This is a genomic window from Kribbella sp. NPDC056345 (assembly GCF_042262745.1).
Classification (GTDB): domain Bacteria; phylum Actinomycetota; class Actinomycetes; order Propionibacteriales; family Kribbellaceae; genus Kribbella.
This window is the reverse complement of record NZ_JBHJQQ010000001.1, coordinates 1,035,536-1,060,945: the sequence shown is the minus strand read 5'-3', so window position 1 is coordinate 1,060,945 and position 25,410 is coordinate 1,035,536. Positions and strand designations below refer to the sequence as shown.

Below are 25,410 nucleotides of genomic sequence, written 5' to 3'. Positions count from 1 at the left end.
CGGATTTCCTATCGGATCTTGACGGACTTACTTAACCCGATCAAGATTCCCATATCCTATCCGATCCGCCAGGCAGAAGGTCGCCGCTGATGACGAGATCCATCCGAACCAAGGCTGTGCGAGGCGTGCTCGCCACGATCCTCCTCGCCGCCCTCATCCCCACCGGTTCGACAGCGGTGTCGTCCGCGGCGCCGCGGCCGGGGCCGGGTGCCGTTCCCGACGCCGCTTCGCAGCAGGGCGCCGTACCGGCTGCTCCCCTTCCGTCCAACGTGACCGTGGCTCCTGGTGGACCGGCGGGCGCGCAGGCGGACAAGCCGTACATGGGCTGGAGCAGCTACAGCATGCAGGTGTACGCCGGGAACGGCAGCACCTGGATCAACGAGAAGCAGATCACGGCCCAGTCCGACGCGATGAAGGCCAAGCTGCAGCCCTACGGCTACAACCGGATCAACATCGACGCCGCCTGGAACGGCGGGATCGACGGCTACGGCCGGCCGACCCCGAGCGAGGCGAACTACCCGAGCGGCTTCCAGAAGCTGATCGACCACATCCACGGCAACGGCCAGAAGATCGGGATCTACGCGATCCCCGGCATCGGCCAGCAGGTGATCGACGCGAACCTGCCCGTGTACGGCGCTCCCGAGTGCAAGACCGGTGATCTGCCGGTGCGGCCGCTGGTGAAGGCCGACTACTGGGGGATCGGCTACAAGATCGACTTCTCCAAGCCCTGTGGGCAGAAGTACATCGACTCGATCGCGGACCTGTTCGCCTCCTGGGGAATCGACTTCCTCAAGTTCGACAGCGTCACCCCGGGATCGGGTGTCAGCAACCTGACGCTGGACGCGCGCGACGACGTCAAGGCCTGGTCGACCGCGCTCGCCAAGCACAAGATCTGGCTCGAACTGTCCTGGGCGCTCGACATCAACTACGCCGACTACTGGAAGCAGTACTCGAACGGCTGGCGGATCGACTGGGACGTCGAGTGCTACTGCGAGGGCGTCGCGCTGACCGCCTGGCCGAACATCGCCCGGCTCTTCCCGAAGCTCGCCGACTGGTGGCGGCACGCCGGCCCCGGCGGCTGGAACGACCTCGACTCGCTCAACGTCGGTAACGGCCAGATGGACGGCATGACCAAGGACGAGCGCCGTACGGCGGCAACGTTGTGGGCCGTGTCGGCCGCCCCGATGTACACGGGCAACGACATGACGCGGCTCGACCAGTACGGACTCGACCTGCTGACGAACCGCGAGGTCATCGCGGTCAACCAGGCCGGCCGGCCCGCGCACCCGGTGTCCACCACGTCGAACCGCCAGGTCTGGTACTCGCTCAACGCCGACAGCAGCTACACCGTTGCCCTGTTCAACCTCGGCCAGACCGACGCGAACATGACGGCGACCTTCGCCGACCTCGGGCTGACCGGTTCCGCGAAGGTCCGCGACCTGTGGGCCAAGAAGGACCTCGGCACGTTCAACGGCAGCTTCACGGCGAACGACGTACCGATCCATGGTGCTCGGCTGTTCAAGGTGACGCCGCAGCAGGGCTCCACGATCAAGGTCAACGACGACGACCTGCGGGTCTCGTACGACGGCGACTGGAAGCGGAACGGCAACTACGAGGTCCCGGCGACCTCCGAGCCGCTGAACGTCACGGTCTCCGACTCGGCCGGCGCCAGCGCCCCGGGCGCGGCCAACGCCGGTACCCGGACTCTCGAGATCAACAACGACAACCCGCAGATCGTCTACACGGGTTCGTGGAGCCGCAGTACCGGCCGCGGACTTGGTGACTACCAGGACGACGTCCAGTACTCCGAGCAGAACGGCGACTCGTTCTCGTACAGCTTCGTCGGGAACGGCGTCGACTACGTGACCGAGACGCACAACTCGCAGGGCGAGGTGGACATCTACATCGACGGCCAGCTCAAGCAGACCGTCAACACCTACCAGGCCGAAGGTCGTGGGTCGCAGCAGGTCGTCTACAGCATCTCCGACCTGCCGAACGGCGCCCACACGATCCGTGGCGTCAAGAAGTCCGGCCAGTTCATGCTGGTGGACAAGCTGAACGTCCGTCAGGAGAGCCTGCTCAACCCGGACAAGGCAACCTTCAACAAGGCACAGCCGGCCGACGTCAGCATCGAGATCGCCCGCGACCCGGGTGAGCTGCTCGGCGTGGGCAACCTCGTGAAGGAGACCGACTACACGGTCACCGGTAGCACGGTCACCATCAAGAAGGAGTACCTCGCCAAGCTGCCGGTCGGGGCAACCGCCCTCGACTTCCGCTTCCGCGGCGACTACCGCGACGACGTCCACGCCGCCGCAACCAACGGCGCTGCCGTCTCCTTCACCTTCACCGGTACGGCGGTCAACTGGTCCACGGCCCTGGCTGCCGACCAAGGTGAAGCCGACGTCTACCTCGACGGCAAGCTCGTCCGCCGGGTCAACCTGCACGGCGACGCCCGCGTCACCGCCCGCCAGGCCTTCAGCGCCACCGGCCTGAAGAACGCCCAGCACACCCTCAAGATCGTGAAGGTCTCCGGCGAAGCCCTCCGCCACGACACCTTCGCCTACACGATCAGGTGACGTTGAAGAACTGAATACGGTCATCGGCTCCGGCAGACTGAGTGATCAGCCAGTCGGAGCCGATACCCAGCAGGTCGGAGGATCCTGACGCAGTCCACAGGACGTTGCCGGTGCCGGCGTCGTTGACGCGGACGGCGGGGCCGGCAACCTCGTAGGCGATCCGGTCGCCGAACAACGCGACCGCGCGGTCCTGGCCGGCGAGCATGGTCCGAGGGAGCTCGATTCTCCAGCGCTGGTTGCCGTTCGCGGTGTCCAGGCCGACCAGGTCGACCTCGTTCGAGAGCTCACCGGTCCGGATCACGAGCGTCCGGTCGTCCAGTCCGACGGGAACGCCTTGGACCGTGCTCGTCCAGCGGATCTTGCCGGTCCTCAGGTCGATCAGTGCCGGGGTCTTCTCCTCCGTCGGTACCGCCAGCAGCCGGCTCGTCAACGCCGGATAGCCCGCCTGTGAGCCGTTGTCCCAGCGCTGGCCGTCCTGCTCCCAGAGCACCCGCCCGGTCAACACATCCTGCCCGTTGATCCGGCGCGCGCCGCCCGAATACCGCTCGTCCCACACGAGAGCCAGCCGCCCGGTGGTCGGCGTCAGACTCCGGTCCCTGGCCTCGAAGGTCTTGCCCGGCTTGCCGGTGGCTGTGGCGAGCGCAGTCATCAGCCGTTCTTTACCCACCTCCCGGCCGAAGACGACATACGGCGCGGATGGGACGAGGTGCGGTTCGGCCAGACGGTAGTAGTGGCTGGTCAGCTCCGAGCCCGGTGCATCGACAGCGGGACCCTCGCGAAACGGGAAGTCGGCGTACCAGCGTTCCTTGAAACTCGGCAACTGCAGACCGCGTACCCGACAGGTCTTCCCGGCACAATCCGGTACGACGACCCAGTCCGCGGTGACGCCGGCGATCATGCCGTAATGGGGATGCTTCTTGCGGTAGCGGACCTTGCCGGACCGGATGTCGACGCCCTGGATCAGCTTGTCCTGCTCGATCAGCACGACCGCCTTGGTCACCGAAACCCGGGTGTCACCGCTCACCGGGACCTTCCACAGCACCTTCCCGTCGGCCCGGTTCAGCCCGGCGACCAGGCGCAGGCCGTGGACGACAACGGTCTGCCCAAGAACAGTCGCGTTCTCGAACTGCCTGGCCCCAGGAAGCGCCGCCGTCCACGCAGCCGGCCGCTGCGGCTCGGACGGCGTGGTCGGGACACTGGTTGCAGGGCTCGTCGGCGTCGTCGACGGAACCGGAGTCGACGGATCGGCAACCGGCTGCTCAGCCGCACAACCGACCACAGCCAGCGCGGTCACCAGACACCCGACCGTGGCAGTCAACCTGTTCACCCGCGGGATGCTAGACCGGAACAGGGTCGTCCACCCGCGGCCGGGATTGGGTAGTCCATTCGGTCTGGGTCGAAGGGTTGGAGATCGCAAAATGTGACTGGTACCACTTGTTTCCGTTCGTGCCACCGACGGAAGGCCAGCGCATGTGCGGAATCTCCGGGTACGTCGACTATCGCCCGGGACGACCGGTCGACAGTGGTCTGATCGAGGCCATGACGGATGCCCTGCGGGATCGTGGTCCCGACGACCGAGGTGTCTGGACCGGGCCGCACACGGCCCTCGGCGTCCGGCGGTTGTCGGTGATCGACATCGCCGGTGGCAAGCAGCCGATGATCGACAGCGCGGAGAACGGGCGCGAGGTCGTGCTGGCCTACACCGGTGAGATCTTCAACTTCGAGGAGCTGCGGGCCGAGCTCGGCGCCCGCGGGCATCGCTTCGAGACGGTCAGCGACACCGAGGTGGTGCTGCGCGCCTACCTGGAGTGGGGGGCCGCGTGTGCGGAGCGGCTGCTCGGGATGTTCGCCTTCGCGGTCTGGGACGGCCGGACCGACGAGCTGGTGATCATCCGGGACCGGTTCGGCATCTACCCGATGTACTGGGCCGAGACCAGTGGTGGATTGGTCTTCGGTTCGGAGCTGAAGGCGCTGCTGGAACACCCGGAGATCGACGCCGAGGTCGACCTGGCCGGCCTGCGCGCGCTGATCGCGCTGGTGAAGCCCTCCGACAGCGGCTTCCTGCGCGGCGTGTTCGAGGTCGAGCCCGGTACCGTCCTCACGCTGAGCCGGGCCGGACGGTCGATCCACCGGTATTGGACGCTCCCGGCCCGTGAGCACACCGACGACCTCGACACCACCGTGTCGACCATTCGGGAGCTGCTCGAGGACAGTGTCCGCCGGCAGACGGTCTCCGACGTACCGATCGGCTTGTTCCTGAGCGGTGGCCTCGACTCCAGCGCGCTGGCCGCGTTGACGAGCCGGGTGCTGCGTGAGCGGGGTGAGGAGAAGGTCCGCACGTACTCGGTGGACTACACCGGCCACGCCGACACGTTCGACGCCGATGAGGTCCGGGCGACTCCGGACTATCCCTACGTGCAGATCATGACCGAGCATCTCGGCACTCTGCACACCCGCGTGGAGCTCTCCACCGAGCAGCTGACCGACCCTGCGGTCCGGGCCGCCGTCCTCCGGGCCCGGGACCTGCCGACGGTGATGGGCGACCTCGACACCTCGCTCTACCTGCTCTGCAAGACGGCCCGGCAGGACACCACGGTGACTTTGATGGGTGATGCGGCCGACGAGCTGTTCGGTGGCTATCCCTGGTACCACGACCCGAGCTTCCGGGACCTGCCGGTCCTGCCCTGGCTGGAGTTCGCGCGGCGGCTCTCGGCGAAGCTGCACATGCGGACCACTGGTCTGCTCGACCCCGGCCTGGTCGCCTCGCTGGAGGCCGACGAGTACGAACGTGCCGAGTACGACGCCGCGCTCGCGCAGCTCGAGACACTGGACGGCGAGTCCGGCATCGACCGGCAGATGCGGCAGATGACGTTCCTCAACTTCCACGGCTACCTGCGGAGCGTCGTACTGGACCGCAAGGACCGGGTCGGGATGGCGTCCGCGCTCGAAGGGCGGGTGCCGTTCCTCGACCATCGCCTCGTCGAGTACGTGCACAACGTGCCGTGGGTGCTGAAGACCTTCGACGGCCGGGAGAAGAGCCTGCTGAGGGCCGCCGTTCGCGATCTGCTGCCGCCGTCGGTGCTGTACCGCAAGAAGGCCGGCTACCCGCCGACCGACGACCCGGCGTACGACCGTGTGCTGGCCGGCCGGGTGGCAGATCTGGTCAACGACCCGGACGCGCCGGCCCGCCAACTGATGAACCTCGAACTGACCAGGTCGTACGTCGATGATCCCAGCGGTCCGGCGGCGGCCCACGTCAATCGGTTCTCGATGGAGATCCTGCTCAGCCTGAACGAGTGGCTGACCCGGTACCAGGTGCGACTCGCGCTCTGATCGCCGGTAACCAACTCGGGGGGCTTGGCCAGATGGAAACCACACGTACTGACGAGGCATGGTTCGTGTTCCCGCCTCGGGACAACGCAACCGCCGACCTGTTCTGCCTGCCGCATTCCGGGGGCGGAGCGACCGCCTACCGGAGCTGGCTGGAGGCCTTCCCGGCGCCGGTAGCGGTCCGGCCGGTGCAGCTGCCGGGCCGAGAGAGCCGGATGGGTGAGAAGTCCGAGATCGACGTCGGGCGGATCGCGGAGGTGGTGTCGTCCGGCGGGCGCCCGTTCGCGTTGTACGGACACAGCTTCGGTGCGCTGCTCGCCTTCGAGGTGACGCGGGAGCTGCACCGTCGGGAGTTGCCGCTGCCCGAGCGGCTCTTCCTCGGGGCCTGCCGGCCACCATGGCTGGCCGCGGAGCACGCGATCCGGCTCGGCGGGCTCGGCGACGAGGAGTTCGTCGACGCGGTGATGGCGATGGGCGGCACGGCCTGGGACCTGCGGTCCGAGCCGGAACTGCTGGCGTACCTGCTCCGCGGAGCTCGCGGGGATTTCGAGTGGATGGCCGCCTACCGGTACGTCGAGACTTCGCCGCTGCCGGTACCCGTGGTGGCGATCGCCGGTACCGAGGATCCGCTGGCCCCGGCCGATGAGCTGGCCGGGTGGTCCGTCGTCACCTCGGCCGGCTTCGCCCTGCACACCGTCCCGGGCGGTCACTTCTTCGCCCAGCACCAGGTGGACCTGACGATCCGCTGCCTGATCAGTCACTGGCCCGGCCGACCCGAAGGACTCTCATGATCGACTGCCTGATCGTCGGCTTCAACGATGTCGACTTCCCGACCTACGTCGACGACGTCCGGATGATGGGCGAGGACTCCGGTGCGTACCGCGACCTGCGGCTCGCGTACGCCGATCTCGACGGCAGACCGCAACGGGCGCTCGACGTCCTGAGCAGGTTGCGGGAACCGTCCGGAGACGGCTCGCGGCCCTACTTCCACAACTCGGACTTCCTCTGGCCGGTGGTCACCTATCTGGGCAGCTACCTGGCCCGCAAAGGCTTCTCGTTCGACTATGTGAACCTGTTCCACCTGCAGAAGGAGACGCTGGCCAAGCAGCTCGCCGAAGGCGCGCGCTGTGTCGTCATCACCACGACTCTCTACGTCTCGCCGCAGCCGATCATCGAGATCGTCTCGTTCATCCGCAAACACGCCGCCGACATCCCTATTGTTGTCGGGGGCCCCTATATCTCCAACCAGGTCTCGTCGCTGCCGGCGCCGGACATGGAGGCGTTGTTCGACTACCTCGGCGCGGACATCTACGTGACCGGCCGGGAGGGCGAGCTGACCCTGGCCCGGCTGATCCACACGCTGCGGACCGGTGGCGAGCTGCAGGCCGTGCCGAACCTGGCCTACCTGGTCGACGGACGATTCCTGCGCACCCGGCCGGAGCTGGAGTCGAACTCGCTCAGCGACAACCTGGTCGACTACAGCCTGTTCCGGTCCGAGGACTTCAACGAGTTCGTCACCACCAGGACCGCCAAGTCCTGCCCGTTCTCCTGCGCCTTCTGCGGCTTCCCGCAACGCGCCGGCAAGTACACCTACCTCGATCTGGCCGACGTCGAGCGCGAGCTGGACAACATCGCCCGGATCGGCTCGGTCTCCACCGTCACCTTCATCGACGACACGTTCAACGTGCCGAAGAACCGGTTCCGGGACCTGATGCGGATGATCATCGACAAGGACTACGGGTTCCGCTGGAACTGCTTCTACCGCAGCGACCACGGTGATCGCGCGACCATCGAGCTGATGCAGCAGGCCGGCTGCGAGGGGGTCTTCCTCGGGATCGAGTCCGGCAGTGACGTGATGCTCAAGTCGATGAACAAGACGGCCCGGCGGGCGGACTACATCGATGCGCTGGAGGGCTTCGGCGAGGCCGGGATCTCGACGTACGCGTCACTGATCGTCGGTTTCCCCGGCGAGACCGAAGAGACGGTCGCCGAGACGATCAGCCTGCTGGAGCAGGGGCAGCCGGACTTCTACCGGGCCCAGCTCTGGTACTGCGACCCCGTCACCCCGATCTTCCAGAAGAAGGCCGAACTCGGGATCAAGGGTGAGGCGTTCAACTGGTCGCACCAGACGATGGACTGGTCGCGGGCGGTGGACATCATCGACGACATGTTCACCGGGGTGAACAACTCGATCTGGCTGCCGCAGTTCGGCTTCGAGCAGTGGAGCACGTTCTATCTGCAGCGCAAGGGGATGACACTGGACCAGATCAAGACCTTCCTCGGTCACTTCAACGGCGTCGTCGCCGACCAGATGCGCGGTGGTTCGGGGGAGGACCGGCTTGCCGATCTGACCGCGAGCTGCCAGTTCGAGGTCACCACGCCGCCCGTCGCCGTACTCGTGGACTGAGTGCCTCGCGATGACCTCGGCGGCGGAAACGAAGCGTGCCCGGATGGAGGCCCGGCTGAAGGCTGGTCTGGCCGACCTGCTCGCCCCGGCCCGGACCGGACTGGCCGGCCGGGCGACCGGCGATCGGTCACCGGTCTCCTTCGCGCAACGACGGATGTGGTTCCTGGCCAAGCTTCGTCCGGACGATCCGTCGTACCTGGTACCGGCTGTGCTCGCCCTGCGCGGATCCCTGGACGAGCAGGCGCTGCGAACGGCGCTGGAGCGGCTGGGCAGCCGGCACGAAGCACTGCGTACGACCTTCGTCGAAGAGCGTGGCGAGCTGCAGCAGGTCGTCGCCGCCGACTTCGCCGTGCCCCTGGGGATCCGGGATCTGCGGGCCTTGACCCCGGCCGAGCGTGACCGGCAGTGGCAGCAGCTGGGTTCGGTCGAGGCGCAGCCGTCGTTCGACCTCGCAACCGGACCGCTGCTGCGGGCCGAACTGGTCCGCTGGTCGCCGACCGAGAGCCGCCTGCTGCTGACGACCCATCACATCATCGTGGACGGCTGGTCGCTCGGCCTGCTGATCAACGACCTCGTCGATCTGTACGCCGAGCAGACGCAGGGCCGGCCCGCGTCCCCAGCGCCGGAAGCGACGTACCGCGACTACAGCGCCTGGCAATCCGAGCGGGCGGACAACGGCGAGCTGGCCGAGCACCTCGATCACTGGGCACAGAGTCTGCAAGGTGTACGCGCCACCGAACTGGCACCGGACCGGGTTCGGCCGGAGCAGTGGAGCTGGCGCGGCAGCCGGCTGGCGGTGCGCCTCGACCACCAGCTCACCATCGCCGTGGACAAGCAGGCGGCAGCCTGGGGGACCACCCGGTACGTCGTCCTGGCGGCCGCGTTCAGCACGCTGCTGGCCAGGTACTGCGGCGAGGACGAGGTCGTGTTCGGATCTCCGGTGGCCGGCCGGACGACGACCGAGACCGAGTCGATCGTCGGCATGATCACCAACACCCTGGTGCTCCGCGTCGACCTGGCCGGCGACCCGACGTTCCGCTCGGTGGTGGCGCGGACACACGAGTTGACGTTGACGGCGTACGCCCATCAGGAAGCGCCGCTGGAGCTCGTCGTCGAGCGGCTCGCACCGCCACGGGATCCCGGCCGGCATCCGCTCTTCCAGATCGTCTTCGCGCTGCAGAACCTTCCCGGCCTGACCAGCCGCACGGTCGGGCCGCTCACGGTGGAGCTGTTGCCGATGACCGGTGACGCGGCCAAGTTCGACCTGTCGGTCCTGGTCACCGAGGTCGGTGACGAGCTGAACTGCGAGTTCGAGTTCGCCACCGACCTGTTCGACGAGAGCACGATCCAACGGTTCGCCGCCCACTATCGGCGCTGCTTGGCCGGCGGACTGGCAGACCCGGACCTGCCGCTGTCCCAGGTGCCGTTGCTCACCGAGGAGGAACGGCAGTTGGTCACAGCGGACTGGACGGGTACCGAGGTGGAGTTCGGCCCTGACCTGGTCCCGGACCTGATCGCCCGGCAGGAGCCGTCGAGTGTTGCCGTCCGCGATGGCGGACGAACCGTTTCGTACGGCGACCTCTCGGCCGCGGCCACGGCGGTCGCGAGCCGGCTGGCGGCCGCCGGATGCGGGCCGGGGGATCTGGTGGCAGTGCACGCCGACCGGTCGATCGACCTGGTGATCGCGGAGTACGGCGTACTGCGGAGTGGTGCTGCTTATGTGCCGCTGGATCCGGCTCACCCGGCTGAACGGCTGCTCGGGATGGCTGCGGCGGCCGGGGTACGAGCTGTGCTCGCCGACGAGTCCGGCCGACGACTCTTTGCCGCGACTGACATCCCCGTGCTGGCCGTCTCCGGAGCGGCGGACGGCGAGGTCGTGGCACACGTTCCGTCCGCCACCGACGCCGTGTACGTCGTGCACACCTCCGGGTCCACCGGCCGCCCGAAGGGAGTCGTCGTCGAGCACGACGGCCTGGCGAACCTCGTGCAGTGGCACCTCACGCAGTACGGCGTCGAACCCGGCGACCGCTGCACCTTGGTCGCGGCCCCCGGGTTCGACGCCTCGGCCTGGGAGATCTGGACCGCGCTCGGTGCCGGAGCCGAGTTGCACATCCCACCGACGGTCGTTCGGTCGGATCCACCCGCCTTGGCGAAGTGGCTCGCGGATCAGGAGATCTCGGTGTGCTTCCTGCCAACCGCGCTCGGTGAAGCCGTCCTCGGCGCCGCGCCGGCCGGCTGGCCGGCGCTCCGGCACCTGCTCCTCGGTGGCGACGCCCTGCGGCCCGGTGCGGTTGCCGCTGGGATGAGCAAGGTCGTCAACCACTACGGACCGACCGAGAACACTGTCGTCGCCACCAGCAGTGCAGTCGATCCGGCGGATCCGCGCCGGCCGGCGATCGGCCGGCCGATCGCGAACGTCCGCACGCTGGTGCTGGATCGGGCCGGTGCCCCGGTGCCGATCGGCGTTCCGGGGGAGCTGTACCTCGGCGGCCGCTCGCTGGCCCGCGGCTATCTCGACGACGAACAGACCGCAGCGAAGTTCGTGCAGCGCGACGGCGCGCGGTTCTATCGCACCGGTGACCTGGTGCGTTGGACCGCGGACGGGGAGCTCGACTTCCTGGGCCGTGCCGACGACCAGGTGAAGGTGCGCGGTCAGCGGGTCGAGCTCGCAGAGATCGAGGCGGTGCTCTGTGCACACCCGCTGATCGAGACCGCGGTGGTCGCGGTCCGCGGCGACGATCCGGTCAGCCGGTCCCTGGCCGCCGTCCTGGTACTTGCTGAAGGCAACCAGCTGACCGACGAGGACCTGCGGGCGGCGCTGGCACGGCAGCTGCCGGCACACATGGTCCCGGCGGTGCTGATGACGGTGGACGCGATCGCCGTGTCGGCGAACGGCAAGGTGGATCGGGCCGCGATCCGCTGGCAGGACGCGCGCGCACTCCCGCGCCGGACGGCGGTGACCCGTCCGGCGAACCCGGCCGAGGCCGCCGTCGTGGCGATCTGGGCGGACCTGCTGGGCGTCACCGCTGTCGATCGGCGGGACAACTTCTTCGAGCTGGGCGGGCACTCGTTCCTGGCGGTCCGGTTGCAGGAGGCGCTGACCGCCGAGTTCGGGGTCGAGATTGCGATCCCCGACATCTTCCAGGATCCGACGCCGGCCGGGCTGGCCGCCCGGCTGGTCCGGCGACCGGCCGGGGACGGGCTCCGCGACGCTGCCCAGGATCACGCCGACCGCCGTAAGGCCGGCCGGGACCGGCAACTCGCCCGTCGCCGGCGGGGTATCTCCGACCGAGAGGAATCGTGATGTCCGACCATCTCGCCGCCCCCACCACGGACGACCTGTCGAGCGCGCTGGCCGTCGTCGGGATGGCCGGGCGCTTCCCCGGAGCGCCTGATCTGGACACGTTCTGGGCGAACCTGGTGGCCGGTGCCGAATCCGTGACCGTCGGTACGGCGGACGAACTCGCCGAGGCCGGACTGCCGAAGGCCGTCTACGCACACCCCGACTACGTGGCGGCCAAGGGCCGGCTGCCTGGCAGCGATCTGTTCGATGCCGGCTTCTTCGGGTTCAACGCGCACGAAGCGCAGATGACCGATCCGCAGCACCGGCTGTTCCTGGAGACCGCCTGGCACGCGCTCGAGGACGCGGCCCAGGACCCGGCCCGCTTCGCCGGGCGGATCGGGGTCTACGCGGGGCAGTCGATGAACACCTACCTGCTGTACAACACCTTGCACGACGACTCGATCGTGCCGTCGTTCTATCTCGACTACATGCCGATGATGATCAGCGCGAACGACGACTTCCTGGCCACCAGGGTCGCCTACAAACTCGATCTCACCGGGCCGGCGATGACCCTGCAGACCGCGTGCTCGTCCTCCCTGGTCGCAATTCACCAGGCCGGACAGGCGTTGCTCAGCGGCGACTGCGACATGGCCCTGGCCGGTGGGGTGTCGTTGATCGTCCCGGAGTCGTTCGGTCACATCTACCGCGAAGGCGCCGGCGTCTCGCCGGACGGCCATTGCCGGGCCTTCGACAGCACCGCCAGTGGGATCGTCGGGGGGAGTGGCCTGGGCATCGTCGTACTGCGCAGGCTCGAGGACGCGATCGAGGCCGGCGACGTCATCCATGCCGTCATCCGGGGGACCGCGGTCAACAACGACGGTGGGGGCAAGTCCGGCTACACCGCGCCCAGTGTCGACGGCCAGGCCCAGGTCGTTGCCGATGCCCTGGCGGTGGCCGGGGTGCCGGCCGAGACCGTCGGCCTGGTCGAAGCGCACGGTACGGCGACGCCGCTCGGCGATCCGATCGAGGTGGCGGCGCTGACCAGGGCCTACCGGGCCGAGACGGATGCCACGGGGTACTGCGCCCTCGGATCGGTGAAGACCAACGTCGGTCACCTGGCCGCCGCGGCCGGGGTGACCGGACTCCTGAAGGCCGTCCTCGCGGTCCGGGAAGGCAAGATCCCGGCCACTCTGCATTTCCGCGAGCCGAATCCGAAGCTCGCCCTCGAGACCAGTCCGTTCTATGTGAACAACAAGCTCCAGGAGTGGCCCGGCACCCTCGGTCCGCGCCGCGCCGGGGTCAGCGCGCTGGGCGTTGGCGGGACGAACGCACATGTGATCCTCGAGCAGCCGCCGACGCGGCCCGGCTCCGGGCCGTCACGGCCCTGGCAGCTCCTCACCCTCTCCGCCCGATCGGCGAATGCCTTGCAGGCAACGGCTGCCCAGTTCGACGCGCGGGTCGCCGATGGCGGGTCGCTGGCTGACCTGGCCTACTCGACGCAGTCAGGCCGGCGTGCGTTCGACCATCGTCGCGCGGTGCTCTGCCGCGAGGCCACCGATGCACAGCTCGCCTTGCGCGCGCCGTACGAGTCCAGTGCTGCCAGGGCCAGGGAGGTGGCCTTCGTCTTCCCCGGCGGTGGCAGTCAGCACGTGGGGATGGGCGGCGAGTTGTACGACGCCGAGCCGATCTTCCGCGAAGCTGTCGACCGTTGCGCCGCAATTGCCACCCGGCATCTCGGGTACGACGTTCGCGAGCTCCTGCGCGCGGAGACCGATGACCCGGTCGCCGCGGAGCGCCTGGCCACCTCGCCCGCGACGATGGCGGCGCTGTTCACGGTCGAGTACGGACTTGCCCAACTCTGGATGGCGTGGGGGCTGCGACCGTCGGCGGTCCTGGGCCACAGCCTGGGTGAGTACGTTGCGGCCTGCCTGGCCGGTGTGTTCAGCCTGGAAGACGCCCTGGCGACCGTGATCGTTCGTGGCCGGTTGATGGACGAGGCGGCGCCGGGTGGGATGGCCTCGGTCGCCCTCGGCGAATCGGAGCTGACGCCGTTACTCGGCGGACTCTCGCTCGCGGCCGTGAACGCACCTGGTCAGTGCACCGTGGCCGGCCCGGAGGCGGAGGTCGAGCGGCTGCTGACGAAGCTGACCGCTGACGAGGTTGCCTGCCGGCGGCTGCAGGTCCGCCGCCCCGCGCACTCGGCCGCACTCGATCCCTTCCTCGAGCGCTTCGCCGAGCACCTGGCCGGTATCGGCCTGCAGGCTCCGGCCGTCCCGCTGCTGTCGAACGTGACCGGGACCTGGCTGTCCGACGAGGCAGCGCAAGATCCGGCGTACTGGGTGCGTCAGTTCCGCAGCACGGTCCGGTTCGGCGATGCCGCAGCGCAGTTGGTGGGCGAGACCGGCCTCGCGCTGGTGGAGGTGGGGCCGGGCACGGTCCTCAGCACGTTGCTGGCAGCGAACCAGTTGTCTGACCGGGACGCGCCGTTGGTGGTGAACTCGTTGCCGCATCCGCGTGATCCGCGGCCTCAGCAAGCGTGTCTGCTGGCGGCCCTCGGCCGGTTGTGGGAGGCCGGGCTCGACGTCGACTGGATCGCTTTCCAGCAAGGCGAAACGCGCCTGCGGGTGCCGCTCCCGCCGTACCCCTTCGAACGACAGAGTTACTGGTTGCGTCAGTCGGGCGGACCGGCGCCTGTCGAGGCAACCGAACCGGCCCGGCAGGCGGACTTCGGTGCGGTGGCCCACAGCCGCCCGCAGCTGCTGACCGAGTTCGTGGCTCCGCGCGATGTCGTCGAGCGAGCCGTGGCCGCGAGCTGGCAGGCGTTACTCGGTTTCGAGGGAATCGGGGTCCACGACAACTTCTACGCCCTCGGCGGCAGTTCGCTGCTGACCGCACGGCTGGCCGTGCGGTTGCGCGAACACTTCGGCCAGGACATCGCTGTCGATCGGCTGCTGGTGGCCGACTCGATCGCGGAGCAGGCTGCCGTCGTCCGCGAAGTGCTTGCGTACAAGGCGATCTAGGGATGACCACCGAGGGCTGGATCATTCCACTCGCCGCCAATGACGACGGGGAGCTGCGGGCACTCGCGGGCCGGTTCGCGACGCGGGCCGACGACCCACGGGAGCTGCAGCGGGAGGCGTTTGCCGCGGCGGGCACCGGGCGGTTCCGGGCCGTGGTTCGGGCGGAGGATGCGGCGAGCCTGATCGAGGCGCTGGCCACCTTCGCCGCGTCTGGTACGGCGCAGGGCGTCCGGGTTGCCGAGGTGCCGGAGGTCGCTCCGCGGATCGGCTTCCTGTACCCCGGGCTGGGCACGGACTACCCGGAGATGGGCAGCGGCCTGGAAGCCTCTCCGCCGTACGCCGAAACTCTCCGCCGGTGCGATGCGGCGACCACCGGCCGATCCGGGTTCTCGGTGCTGGACGAACTGGCCGCCGGAGGTCAGCGGTCCGGCGACTCCGCCCGGACCTTCCCGACCCTGATCGCGGTTCAGCTCGCGCTGACCGACTTGCTCGCCGCGGCAGGCGTCGTACCGGCCGTCTCGGTCGGGCACAGCATCGGCGAAACCGCGGCGGCGTACTCGGCCGAGGGGTTGAGCGTCGAGGACGCGATGGCACTCGTCGCTCGCGAAGGCGAGGTCGTGAGTGCGGATGCCGGGCTCGGTGCGATGACTGCCGTAGGCCTCGGGGCCGATCAGGTGACGGACCGGCTGACCGGCCGGCCCTCGCTGACGGTGGCGGCGATCAACGCACCGGCCAGTTGCGTGGTGTCCGGGCTGGTCGCAGAGATCGGCGCGCTGGAGGCCGAGCTGGCCGCGGCCGGGATCTTCTACCGGCGCCTGGAGATTGCGCACGCGTACCACGGCCCGATGATGGATCGGTACTCCGCTGCGTGGCGCGCCGGCGTGACGGATGTGCACCCGGTGCCGATCCGCAAACCGTTGATCTCGACGGTCACCGGGACGCAGCTCACCGGGCCGGCGCTCACGCTCGATCACTGGGAACGGCTCCGGCGGGTGCCGGTCCAGTTCGCTGCGGCCCTCGCGCTCGCGGCGGAACAGGCTGACCTGTTCGTCGAGGTCAGCTCGGACCCCGTGCTGGCACCGGCGGTCGCCAAGGGACTGGTTGCCCAGGGCAAGAAGATCTTCGCCACCCTGCGCCCGGGCCGGCCGGCGGCCGGCTGTCTGCTGCGGACGGTGACCGACCTCTACCTGGCCGGTGTCCCGGTCGACTGGAGTGCCTTGCCCAGCGCCGCCGGTGCTCCGGCCGCAGTAGCTGCCGCGACCACCACGACGGCCCGGACGACGTTGTCCGCGGCGGAGCTGGAAGAGCGGATTCTGGTGATCGCCGCCGAGATCCTCGGCCAGGAGCCGGGGGCCGTCTCACCGGATGCGGGATTCTTCGAGCTCGGCTTCGACTCGGTGACCGCGGTGGGCTTCGCCCGGCGTCTGGAGGCCATCACCGGCGAACCGGTGCCGGTCACGATGGCCTTCGACCACCCGACCGTGCGTGAGCTGGCCGCCGCGCTGACCGGGTCCGCGGCGCCAGTGGCCGGAGCTCTGCCCGCGCACGACCCGGAGGATCCGGTCGTGATCGTCGGGATGGCCTGCCGGGTGCCCGGTGCCGGCGGGCCGGCCGAATTCTGGGAGTTGCTTGCCCAGGGCATCGATGCGACCACGCCGCTGCCGACCGACCGCTGGGACCCGGCGGTGCATGGTGGCGATCAGTCGACCGACGGCATGATCTACGCCGAGCGCGGGGGATTCCTCAGCTCGGTGGACACCTTCGACGCAAGCTTCTTCGGGATCTCCGCGACCGAGGCCGAGTCGATGGATCCGCAGCAGCGCCTGCTGCTCGAGACGAGCTGGCACGCCCTCGAGGACGCCCAGATCCGTCCCGAGACCTTGCGCGGTGGGCGTGGCGGTGTCTTCGTCGGCCTGACGACCGACGACTACAAGACACTGCAGTTCGCCGACCGGGCACAGATCGATCTCTACTCCGGAATCGGCAACGTCTTCAGTATCGCGGCCGGCCGGATCTCTTACCTGCTCGGTCTGCGGGGACCTTGCCTGGCCATCGACACGGCCTGCTCGTCGTCGCTGGTCGCCATGCACCAGGCAGCGGCCGCCTTGCGAACCGGTGAGTGCGATATCGCACTGGCCGGCGGGGTCCACCTGATGCTGACGCCGGACTGCTCGATCTCGCTGAGCCGCGGCGGTGCGCTGTCACCCGAGGGCCGATGCAAGACATTCGCCGAGGATGCCGACGGATACGCCCGCAGCGAGGGCTGTGGCATCGTGGTGCTGAAGCGCATGTCCGACGCACTACGCTCAGGTGATCGGATCGCCGCCGTCCTGCGGGGCTCCGCGGTCAATCATGACGGGGCCAGCGGCGGTCTGACGGTACCGAGCGGTCCCGCCCAGCAAGCAGTGATCGCGGATGCGCTCAGCGCCGCGTCGGCGCGCCCGTCCGACGTCCAGTACGTCGAGGCGCACGGCACCGGTACGCCGTTGGGCGACCCGATCGAGGTCCAGGCGCTGGCCGCGGTGCTCGGGCCGGGGCGCGCGGCCGAGCGGCCGCTGCTGATCGGTTCGGTGAAGACCAATCTCGGACACACCGAGGCCGCGGCCGGTGTGGTCGGCGTCATCAAGGTGGTGCTCGCGATGCGCCACGAGTGGTTGCCTGCCCATCTCAACTTCGCTACGCCGAGCCGCCGGATCCCTTGGCAGCGGCTGCCGGTCGAGGTCTGTGCCGAGGGACGGCCGTGGCCGGCCGGCGATCGGCTGGCCGGAGTCAGCTCGTTCGGGATCAGCGGTACCAACGCGCACGTCGTACTGGGCGAACCTCCGGTCCAGCCGACGGCCGCATCGGACAGCGACGAACAGGCTGTCCTGCTGACGTTCTCCGGGCGGGATGAACAAGCCGTCCGGGACCTGGCGGCCGAGTACGGCCGGTTGCTCGACGAGACACCGGCCCTGGCGGCCGAGCAGGTCGCCGCGGCGGCGTGGCGGGGGCGGGGCAGGCTGTCACACCGGGCTGCCGTGGTCGGTGAGAACCGGGCGCAACTGGCTGGTCGGCTGCGGGATCTGGCCGGCGGGCAGGACGTCCTGGACTGCACTGTCGATGCGGTGCGGGGCGCCGGGCCGAAAATCGCGTTCAGCTTCTGCGGACAAGGCAGCCAGTATCAGGGCATGGGGCTCGGCCTGATGACCGAGCCCGTCTTTGCAGCCGCGATGCAACGCTGCGACGAGCTCGCGGGCGAGCTGATGGGCGGGTCGCTGCTCGCAGTGATCGAGGCAGGCGGAGCAGCGCTCGACCAGACCCGCTGGACCGGCGTGACGACCTTCGCCGTGCAGCACGCGCTGACCCAGCTTTGGCGGTCGTGGGGCGTCGAACCCGCGGCCGTCGTCGGTCACAGCATGGGTGAACTGGCTGCTGCTTGCGCCGCCGGCGTACTGAGCCTGGAGGACGCGCTGCAGTTGGTCGTGGCCCGTGGCCGGCTGATGCAATCCCTGCCGGAGAAGGGCCGGATGCTCGCGGTCCACGCGGCGGAGAGCGACCTGACCGCGCTGCTCACCCAGTACGCCGGGATCGAGATCGCCACGGTGAACGGACCGGGTGAGGCAGTCGTCGCAGGTCCGGTCGACGCTGTGACCGCCTTGTCCGAACGGTTGCGATCCGATGGCACGGAGATCCGTGAGCTGGCGGTTTCGTACGCGGGCCACTCTGCCCTGGTCGAGCCGATCCTGGACGCGCTCGAGGCCGAGGCCGGCGCGCTGGTGCACCGCCCGGCCACGGTGCCGATCTTCTCCACCGTCACCGGTGAGCTGCTCGCCCCGGACGCGATCTCTGCCCGCTACTGGCGGGACAACGCCCGGCAGCCGGTGCGCTTTCACCAGGCGGTCGAGGCGCTGCTGGCCGGCGGTACCGACCTGATCATCGACATGAGCCCCGATCCGGTGCTGGCGAAGGTCGCCGGCCGCCAGGGCCTGTTGGGTCCGGACCGGCGCTGGATCGGCTCGCTGCGTCGCGGCCGGGACGCCCGGGCCGCACTGGTTTCCGGAGCGGGTGCGGCCTTCGCAGCCGGGGCCGATATCGACCTCGGTGCCCTGCACGTACCCGTCCGCGAGCATGTGCCGCTCCCGGCGTACCCGTTCCAGCGCAGGCGCTACTGGCGCGAGACGCAACCGCCGGCCGCCCGCGGTGGCCATCCGCTCCTCGGGCGGAAGCTGCGTTCCCCGGTCATCAGCGGCACTGTCCACGAACAGACGCTGAGTGCTCCCTGGCCGGCCCTGATCAAGGACCACACCGTGTACGACGAGGTGGTGGTCTCGGGCGCCTTCCAGCTCGCTGCAGTGCTCGCTGCTGTCGGCGAACCCTGCCGCCTCGAGCGCATCACCTTCACCGAGCCGCTGGTCCCGGCGACGGACGGCAGCACCGTCGTCCAGGTTGTGGTGGCCCCCGACGGCGAGTTCCAGGTGGTGAGCTCGACCGGTGACGATCCGTGGCGGATCCACGCCGGCGGACTCGTCCGCGAACTGCCGCTCCCGCTCACCGCGTGGCCCCTTCCCGACGGTGGTGTGGACGGCGGGGTGAGCGAACTCCAGGACCGGATGGCTTCCGTGGGCTACGGCGTAGGCCCGTCGTTCCGCTGGCTCGTCGACCTCACCGTCCACTCCGACGAGTCGGCGGTCGGCCGGCTGGAGCGGCCGCCTGGAATCCGGCGCATCGGTGGCCCGGACCCAGGGCTGCTCGACTCCTGCCTGCGACTCCTGTTCGCGGCCCGGCCAGAGCTGCTGAACCCGCGTTCCGACGGCATCGTCGTACCGGCTGGGATCGAGGCCCTGGACTGGAGCGGCGCCGAGCTACCGGACCGGACGATCGGTCAGGCCAGGTTCACCAGCGCCGACAGTGCGGATGCAGTCCTGTTTGCTCCGGACGGCAAGCAGTTGGTCTCGTTCCAGGGCATCGGTTTCCGGCGTGCGACCCGTCGGGTCCTGGTCGGATCGGGCGGCGCGCAGAATCTTCACTACGACCTTGAATGGCGGGAGACCGCGCGGCCCGCCATCAGTGCGGCGGCCGTCGGGCACTGGTTGATCATTGCTGACCGAGGCGGCGCCGGAGCGCGACTGGCCACCCTGATCGACGCGGCCGGCGGACAGGCGACGGTGGTCGGTCCTGGTGAGCTGCCGGTCGTGGGTTCGTTCGCGCGGACCGTTCTGCTCACCGCACTCGATGCTGACAGCAACGATCAACGGGATGCTCTGCTCCCGGCGATCGAGGTGGTGAAGGCGGCCCCGGACACCGGCCGACTGCTGCTGGTCACGGCATCGGCGCAACCGGTCCGGGCGGGGGACCAGATCCGGCCGGCGCACGCGAGCCTGCACGGACTGGCCCGGGTGGTCCGGCTCGAACGTCCCGGCCTGGCTTGTACGGCGTTGGACGTGGCCGGTGCGGATGCCGCCCAGACCGTGCTGAGCGCCGTACTGGCCGACGAGCTCGGACCTCAGCTGGCTGTTCGTGGCGAGCGATGGTTCGCGCCGAAGTTGCTTCCGGCAACAGCTGCAGGGGAGAGGCTCGCGGTCCGCGATGACGGTGCCTACCTGGTCACCGGTGGCGCAGGTGCCTTGGGACAGGCGGTCGCCGGATGGTTGCGCGACCAAGGCGCAGGGCGGGTCTACCTGACCGGACGTAGCGATCGGTCCGTGCCGGACTACCTCGCCTGCGATGTCGCCAATCCGGCCGAGGTCGAGCGGCTGATCGCCAAGGTCGAGGCCGACGGTCTGCCGCTGCGTGGCGTCGTCCACGCCGCTGGTGTTCTCGCCGACGGGTTGATCGACGGCCTGTCCGAGGAGCACGTCCGGTTGCCGCTACGACCCAAGATCGACGGCGGCTGGAACCTGCATCGGGCAACTCAGAACCGCGACCTCGACTTCTTCGTCCTGTTCTCCTCGCTGGCCGGGGTGATCGGTAACGAGGGCCAGGCGGCCTATGCCGCAGCCAACGCGTATCTGGATGCACTGGCCGCGCACCGGCGGCAGCTCGGACTTCCGGCCACCAGCATTGCCTGGGGGCCGTGGGCGGACGCAGGCATGGTTGCGCGGCTGTCCGAGCAGGAACGGCTCCGGATCATCGACGAGGGAGTGACTCCGCTCGACGTGTCCGAAGGTCTCGAAGCGTTCGCCGTCGGCGGCAGCAGCACCGCCCTTCGAGTCGTCGCGGCGGCAGACTGGGACCGGCTGGCCGAGCGCCGGCCCGCGGATCGGGCGGGTTTGCTGGCCGAGCTGGTCGACGGGTCCGGTCGGGAGAAGATGGGCCGGCATCCGCGGCCGGCCGGCGCCGGTGTCTGCGTACCGCCCCGGACGGCGGCCGAGCAGGCACTGGTCCGGCTCTGGGAGGACCTGTTCCGGATCGAGCCGATCGGTGTTACCGACCACTTCCACGAGCTGGGCGGCGACTCGATCCTGAGCATGCGACTGGCCGCGTCCGCACGATCGGCCGGGCTGCGCTTCAGTGCCGGTGACGTGGTGGCCAACCCCACGATCGCCCAGCTGGCCACGATCGCGGCGTCGGCCGACGCCGCCGAGCCCGACGCCCCGGCCCGGCCGGATGATCACGATCCCACCGAGCTCCGGCCAGAGTTGTTCCCCCAGACCGGTCTGGACGAAGCGGACCTGCAGATCCTCGCGGACCAGCTCATGCCGGTCCGGGAGCCGAGAAGGAGAAACCGCCGATGACCGCACCGCGGGTCGAGAACATCTACCGTCTGACCTTTCTGCAGGAAGGCCTGCTGTTCCACAGTGTCGAGGACCCGGATGCGGCCTTCTACGTCGACCAGGTGACCTACCGGCTGACCGGTGACGTCGACCCCGAGGCGCTCCGGCAGGCGTGGCAGCTGACCACCGAACGGCACTCGGTACTGCGGACGTCGTTCCACTGGCAGGGCGTCTCCGAACTCGTCCAGGTCGTCCATCGCGAGGTCGAGGTCGAGCTGGAGGCGCTCGACTGGCGGGACCGTCCGGCGGCCCGGCACGAGGAGGAACTCGAGGCGTTCCTCCAGGCCGACCGGCTGAGTGGTTTCAGCCTGGAGTCGGCACCGCTGATCCGGATGATGCTGATCAGGCTGGCCGAGCGGGAGTACCGGTTCGTGTTCTGCTACCACCACATGCTGATCGATGCGTGGTCCGGCCTGATGGTGCTGAACGAGGCCTTCGGTTACTACGACCAGCTGGCCGACGGGAAGACTCCGGAGGTTGTGGCGGCCCGGCCGTTCCACGACTACGTCAGCTGGGTGCGCGGGCAGAGCATCGCCGACGCCGAGCAGTTCTGGCGGGCGGCGCTGGCCGGCGTCCAGGACCCGACGCCGATCCCGATCATCGGGGTTCCGGGTGGTGCGAGTGACGACGTACGGGACAACCCGGAGGAATCGGCGCGGTTGAGTGCCGAGATCGTCGGTGCGCTCCAGCAGGCGGCCCGCAAGCACCAGGTCACGGTAGGCGCTTTGCTCCAAACGGCATGGGCGCTGTTGCTGAGCAGATACTCCGATCGCACCGAGGTCGTCTTCGGTGGCACGATCGCCAGTCGTCCGGCCGAACTCCCCGGGGTGGAAGAGACCGCCGGGCTGTTCATCAGCACGCTGCCGGTCCGGGTCCGGCTCGAGGCCGGTGACTCGGTGCTCGCCGTCTGCCGCCGGTTGCAGACCGACCAGGCGGCGATGCGGTCGTTCGACTTCAGTCCGCTGGCGCAGATCCAGCAGTGGAGCGAGGTCGCGGCCGGAGACCCGTTGTTCGACTCGATCATGACGGTGCTGAACGTGCCGGGGATCGGTGCGCTCGGAGAACGGGACGGCGCGGTTCGGCTGCGGGCGGGTGACTACCGCTACCGGACGAACTATCCCCTGTCCCTGCTGGCGATCCCGGGCACCGCGGGTGATTTCACCCTCCGGGTCGGCTATGCCCCGGACCGGGTCCGGCAGGCGGATGTCCGTCGGCTGCTCGGCCATCTCACCACCATCGTCACCGCGATCGCGGACGATCCCAGCCGGCCCGCGGCCGCCGTACCGATGCTCACCGATGCCGAGCTGGCCGCGTTCGAGGTGTCGCCGGTCGCCGCTGCCGACCGGCCCGCGCACGAGCTGATCACGGCGGTAGCTGCGCGGGCCGGTGACGCACCGGCGATCCGGCACCAGACCGGAACGATGTCGTACGGCGAACTCGATCGGAACAGCAACCGGCTGGCGGCGTACCTGCGCTCGGCCGGGGTGTCGGTCGGAGACGTGGTGGCGATCAGTCTGCCGAGGTCGGCGGATCAGATCGTCGCGATGCTCGCGGTACTCAAGGCGGGCGGGGCTTTCCTGCCGCTCGATCCGGCCCACCCGGCCGAACGGCTGACGGCGATCAGCGTCGAGGCCGAGGTCAAGGTCCTGATCACCAGCAAGGACAGGCGATCGCGACTGCCCCGGACGGGCGGACGCACGGTCCTGATGGATGCGCACGCTGCCCGGATCGCTCAGGCGGACGACGCGCTGTTCGCAGTCGAGGTGTCGTCCGACGACATCGCCTACCTCATCTACACCTCTGGCTCGACCGGCCGGCCCAAGGGGGTGATGGTCACTCACGGAGGACTGTCGAACCTGGTGCTGGCCCAGGCCGAACGCTTCGGCCTCAGCGGGGACGACGTGGTCCTGCAGTGGGCGGCCGCCACCTTCGACGCCTCGGTGTTCGACGTGATGCTGGCCCTCGGCTCCGGTGCCTGTCTGGTCGTGGCCGACGACGACCGGGTTGCGCCGGGCCGGGAGCTGTCCGACCTGCTGCGGGCCGAGAATGTGTCGGCGCTGACCATCACGCCATCGGCGCTGGCCGCGACTCCGGTCGTCGACCTGCCGTCGCTACGGTTGCTGATCGTCGCCGGGGAGGCGTTGCCGACGGCTCTGGTGGCGCAGTGGGCGCCTGGGCGCCGGATGGTCAACGCCTACGGGCCGACCGAGGCCACGGTGTGGGTGACGTCGGCCGACGTGTCGTCGTCATCGGGTCGCCCGTCCATCGGCGTACCGATCCGCAACGCCTGGGTGCGCGTTCTCGACAGCGCCGGGCGGCCGGTGCCGATCGGCGTCCCCGGAGAGCTGTACGTCGGGGGAGCCGGAGTGGCCCGTGGTTATGCCGGGCGGCCGGAGCAGACCGACGAGCGTTTCCGGGCGGACCCGGCCGGCCGGATCTATCGGACCGGTGACCTCGTCCGATGGCTGGCCGACGGTGAACTCGAGTTCGTCGGCCGGGTCGACCGGCAGCTGAAGATCCGGGGATTCCGGATCGAGCCCGGCGAGGTCGAGAACGTACTCCGGCAGATCGCGGGGGTCCGGGACTGCGCGGTGGTCGCGCAGCGATCGGCCGCGGTCGAGCTGCCGGACACCTTGGCGGCGTACGTCGTGGTGGACGGCGTCACCCCGGCCGAGATTCTGGACGGACTCGGCGCCGAACTGCCGCCGTACCTGGTGCCGACGGTCGTCGCGCGGGTCGAGCGGATCCCGCTGACGGTGCACGGAAAGCTCGACGAGGCAGCGCTGCCGGCGGCAGCGGCGGCGGCCAAGGCGAACGAGGCGGGGTCGGTGGAAACGCCGGCCGATGCCCGCACCCTCTCGGTCGCGGAGGAGGCCGTCACTGCCTTGTGGGCAGAGATTCTCGGCGTCGACGCGGTCGGGCCCGACGACGACTTCTTCCTGCTGGGAGGCAATTCGATCAAGGCGACCCAGGTGGTGTCCCGGGTACGGCGGGCCTGGCAGCTGGAGCTGCCGATCCGGGCGGTGTTCGAGACACGGACGGTGGCGAAGTTCGCGGCACTGCTGGAAGAGGAACTGGCGGAATGATCAGCCGGGAGCCGGAGTACCGTCCGTCGTTGCCGGCCTGGGACCTGCGCAGCTCGGTCCGCAGCCGCCCGCGCCGGGTGCTGTCGGACGGCGGCGAACTGCCGTTGTTCTACTCGCCCGAACTGACGCGGCCGGCCGGCCACAAGCTGGTCGTGGATCGAGGTCCGGACGACGTCGGCGAGCTCCTGACCCGCAAGCTCTACTCCTACCTGGACTTCACCACCGTGCTCGAGCAGGAGATCGTCAATCCGGTGGTGCTCCGGCTGTCCCGGGACGCGTTCGGCCTCAAGCTGTCCGAGGAGATGCGGTTCGATGCGCACAAGATCTACTGTGACGAGGCCTACCACGCGCTCTTCTCGGTCGACGTGAAGCGCCAGGTGGAGAGCATCAGCGGAGTCGTCGCGCCGACGATGGCCGAGCCGGCCTTCGCCCGGACGATCCGCGCACTGAAGACGACCCTGCGACCGGATCTGGTCGACCTGTGCGCCTCGGTGGTCTCGGAGACGCTGATCTCCGGCACGCTGACACAGATCCCGCAGGACCAGCGGGTGGCCGGCTTCGTCCGCGAGACGCTCGCCGACCATGCCGAGGACGAGCGCACCCACCACGCCTACTTCGCCCAGCTGATGGAGATCGGCTGGCCGCAGCTGGATCCGGAGTCGCAGCAACTGGCCGGTCCGGTGTTCGCGGATCTGATTCTGGCTTTCCTGCGCCCGGATCTGACAGCCTACCGGCAGATGCTGACCGCGATGGGGTTCGGCGAGCGGGCCGCGCACGCGATCGTCGCGGAGTCGCACCCCGAGGACGAACTGCTGGCCGACGTACGGCGCGGCGCCCGCGCCACCCTCGGCCTGCTCCGGCGGACCGGCGTCCTGCGGTCGGCCCGGACCGCGGACTACTTCCACCTCACCGGACTGCTGATCTGACCGGGGTAACCCTCGGTCGAAGGATGATGA

The 25,410-nt window shown here is 69.3% G+C and carries 10 protein-coding genes; 9 read left to right on the top strand and 1 reads right to left on the bottom strand.

Annotated elements, in window-relative coordinates:
* Window positions 1-89: 89 nt before the first annotated feature.
* Window positions 90-2,576 (top strand): X2-like carbohydrate binding domain-containing protein, encoded by a 2,487-nt coding sequence (locus ACFCV3_RS04815; RefSeq protein WP_376026123.1) that lies wholly within the window; start codon window positions 90-92, stop codon window positions 2,574-2,576.
* Here ACFCV3_RS04815 and ACFCV3_RS04810 read toward each other — a convergent pair.
* Window positions 2,569-3,903 carry a PQQ-binding-like beta-propeller repeat protein gene (locus tag ACFCV3_RS04810; protein WP_376026122.1) on the bottom strand — a complete coding sequence of 445 codons (1,335 nt, stop codon included), beginning with the start codon at window positions 3,901-3,903 and terminating at the stop codon, window positions 2,569-2,571. The two genes, ACFCV3_RS04815 and ACFCV3_RS04810, sit on opposite strands and share 8 nt — an antisense overlap.
* 119 nt (window positions 3,904-4,022) lie before the next feature.
* Here ACFCV3_RS04810 and asnB point away from each other — a divergent pair, with 119 nt between their 5' ends.
* From asnB to ACFCV3_RS04770, 8 genes are read left to right on the top strand one after another with little or no spacing between them, the layout of a single operon-like run.
* Entirely contained in the window at window positions 4,023-5,909 is a 1,887-nt protein-coding gene (asnB, locus tag ACFCV3_RS04805; RefSeq protein ID WP_376026120.1) for an asparagine synthase (glutamine-hydrolyzing), read from the top strand.
* 32 nt (window positions 5,910-5,941) lie between these two features.
* Complete coding sequence (locus ACFCV3_RS04800) at window positions 5,942-6,697, top strand: thioesterase II family protein (RefSeq protein WP_376026118.1); 756 nt, start codon at window positions 5,942-5,944, stop codon at window positions 6,695-6,697.
* Window positions 6,694-8,313, top strand: coding sequence for a PhpK family radical SAM P-methyltransferase (locus ACFCV3_RS04795; protein ID WP_376026116.1), 1,620 nt, complete (start codon window positions 6,694-6,696; stop codon window positions 8,311-8,313). Before ACFCV3_RS04800 ends, ACFCV3_RS04795 begins: the two co-directional genes overlap by 4 nt.
* Window positions 8,314-8,356: 43 nt before the next feature.
* Complete coding sequence (locus ACFCV3_RS04790; protein WP_376026115.1) at window positions 8,357-11,617, top strand: amino acid adenylation domain-containing protein; 3,261 nt, start codon at window positions 8,357-8,359, stop codon at window positions 11,615-11,617.
* Window positions 11,617-14,616, top strand: coding sequence for a type I polyketide synthase (locus tag ACFCV3_RS04785; RefSeq protein ID WP_376026113.1), 3,000 nt, complete (start codon window positions 11,617-11,619; stop codon window positions 14,614-14,616). The genes ACFCV3_RS04790 and ACFCV3_RS04785 overlap by 1 nt, the downstream gene beginning before the upstream one ends.
* A 2-nt stretch (window positions 14,617-14,618) precedes the next feature.
* On the top strand, window positions 14,619-21,329 hold the full coding sequence (locus ACFCV3_RS04780) for an acyltransferase domain-containing protein (RefSeq protein WP_376026112.1): 6,711 nt from the start codon (window positions 14,619-14,621) through the stop codon (window positions 21,327-21,329).
* Window positions 21,326-24,454 carry an amino acid adenylation domain-containing protein gene (locus tag ACFCV3_RS04775; protein ID WP_376026111.1) on the top strand — a complete coding sequence of 1,043 codons (3,129 nt, stop codon included), beginning with the start codon at window positions 21,326-21,328 and terminating at the stop codon, window positions 24,452-24,454. Before ACFCV3_RS04780 ends, ACFCV3_RS04775 begins: the two co-directional genes overlap by 4 nt.
* Window positions 24,451-25,380, top strand: a complete 930-nt coding sequence (locus ACFCV3_RS04770; RefSeq protein WP_376026109.1) for a diiron oxygenase — start codon at window positions 24,451-24,453, stop codon at window positions 25,378-25,380. The genes ACFCV3_RS04775 and ACFCV3_RS04770 overlap by 4 nt, the downstream gene beginning before the upstream one ends.
* The last annotated feature ends 30 nt before the right edge of the window (window positions 25,381-25,410 follow it).

What these genes read in the sequence shown, in the direction of transcription:
- ACFCV3_RS04800 (WP_376026118.1), top strand. Translation starts at nt 5,942, where the DNA reads ATGGAAACCACACGTACTGACGAGGCATGGTTCGTGTTCCCGCCTCGG.
- ACFCV3_RS04795 (WP_376026116.1), top strand. Translation starts at nt 6,694, where the DNA reads ATGATCGACTGCCTGATCGTCGGCTTCAACGATGTCGACTTCCCGACC.
- ACFCV3_RS04785 (WP_376026113.1), top strand. Translation starts at nt 11,617, where the DNA reads ATGTCCGACCATCTCGCCGCCCCCACCACGGACGACCTGTCGAGCGCG.
- ACFCV3_RS04780 (WP_376026112.1), top strand. Translation starts at nt 14,619, where the DNA reads ATGACCACCGAGGGCTGGATCATTCCACTCGCCGCCAATGACGACGGG.
- ACFCV3_RS04790 (WP_376026115.1), top strand. Translation starts at nt 8,357, where the DNA reads ATGGAGGCCCGGCTGAAGGCTGGTCTGGCCGACCTGCTCGCCCCGGCC.
- ACFCV3_RS04815 (WP_376026123.1), top strand. Translation starts at nt 90, where the DNA reads ATGACGAGATCCATCCGAACCAAGGCTGTGCGAGGCGTGCTCGCCACG.
- ACFCV3_RS04770 (WP_376026109.1), top strand. Translation starts at nt 24,451, where the DNA reads ATGATCAGCCGGGAGCCGGAGTACCGTCCGTCGTTGCCGGCCTGGGAC.
- ACFCV3_RS04775 (WP_376026111.1), top strand. Translation starts at nt 21,326, where the DNA reads ATGACCGCACCGCGGGTCGAGAACATCTACCGTCTGACCTTTCTGCAG.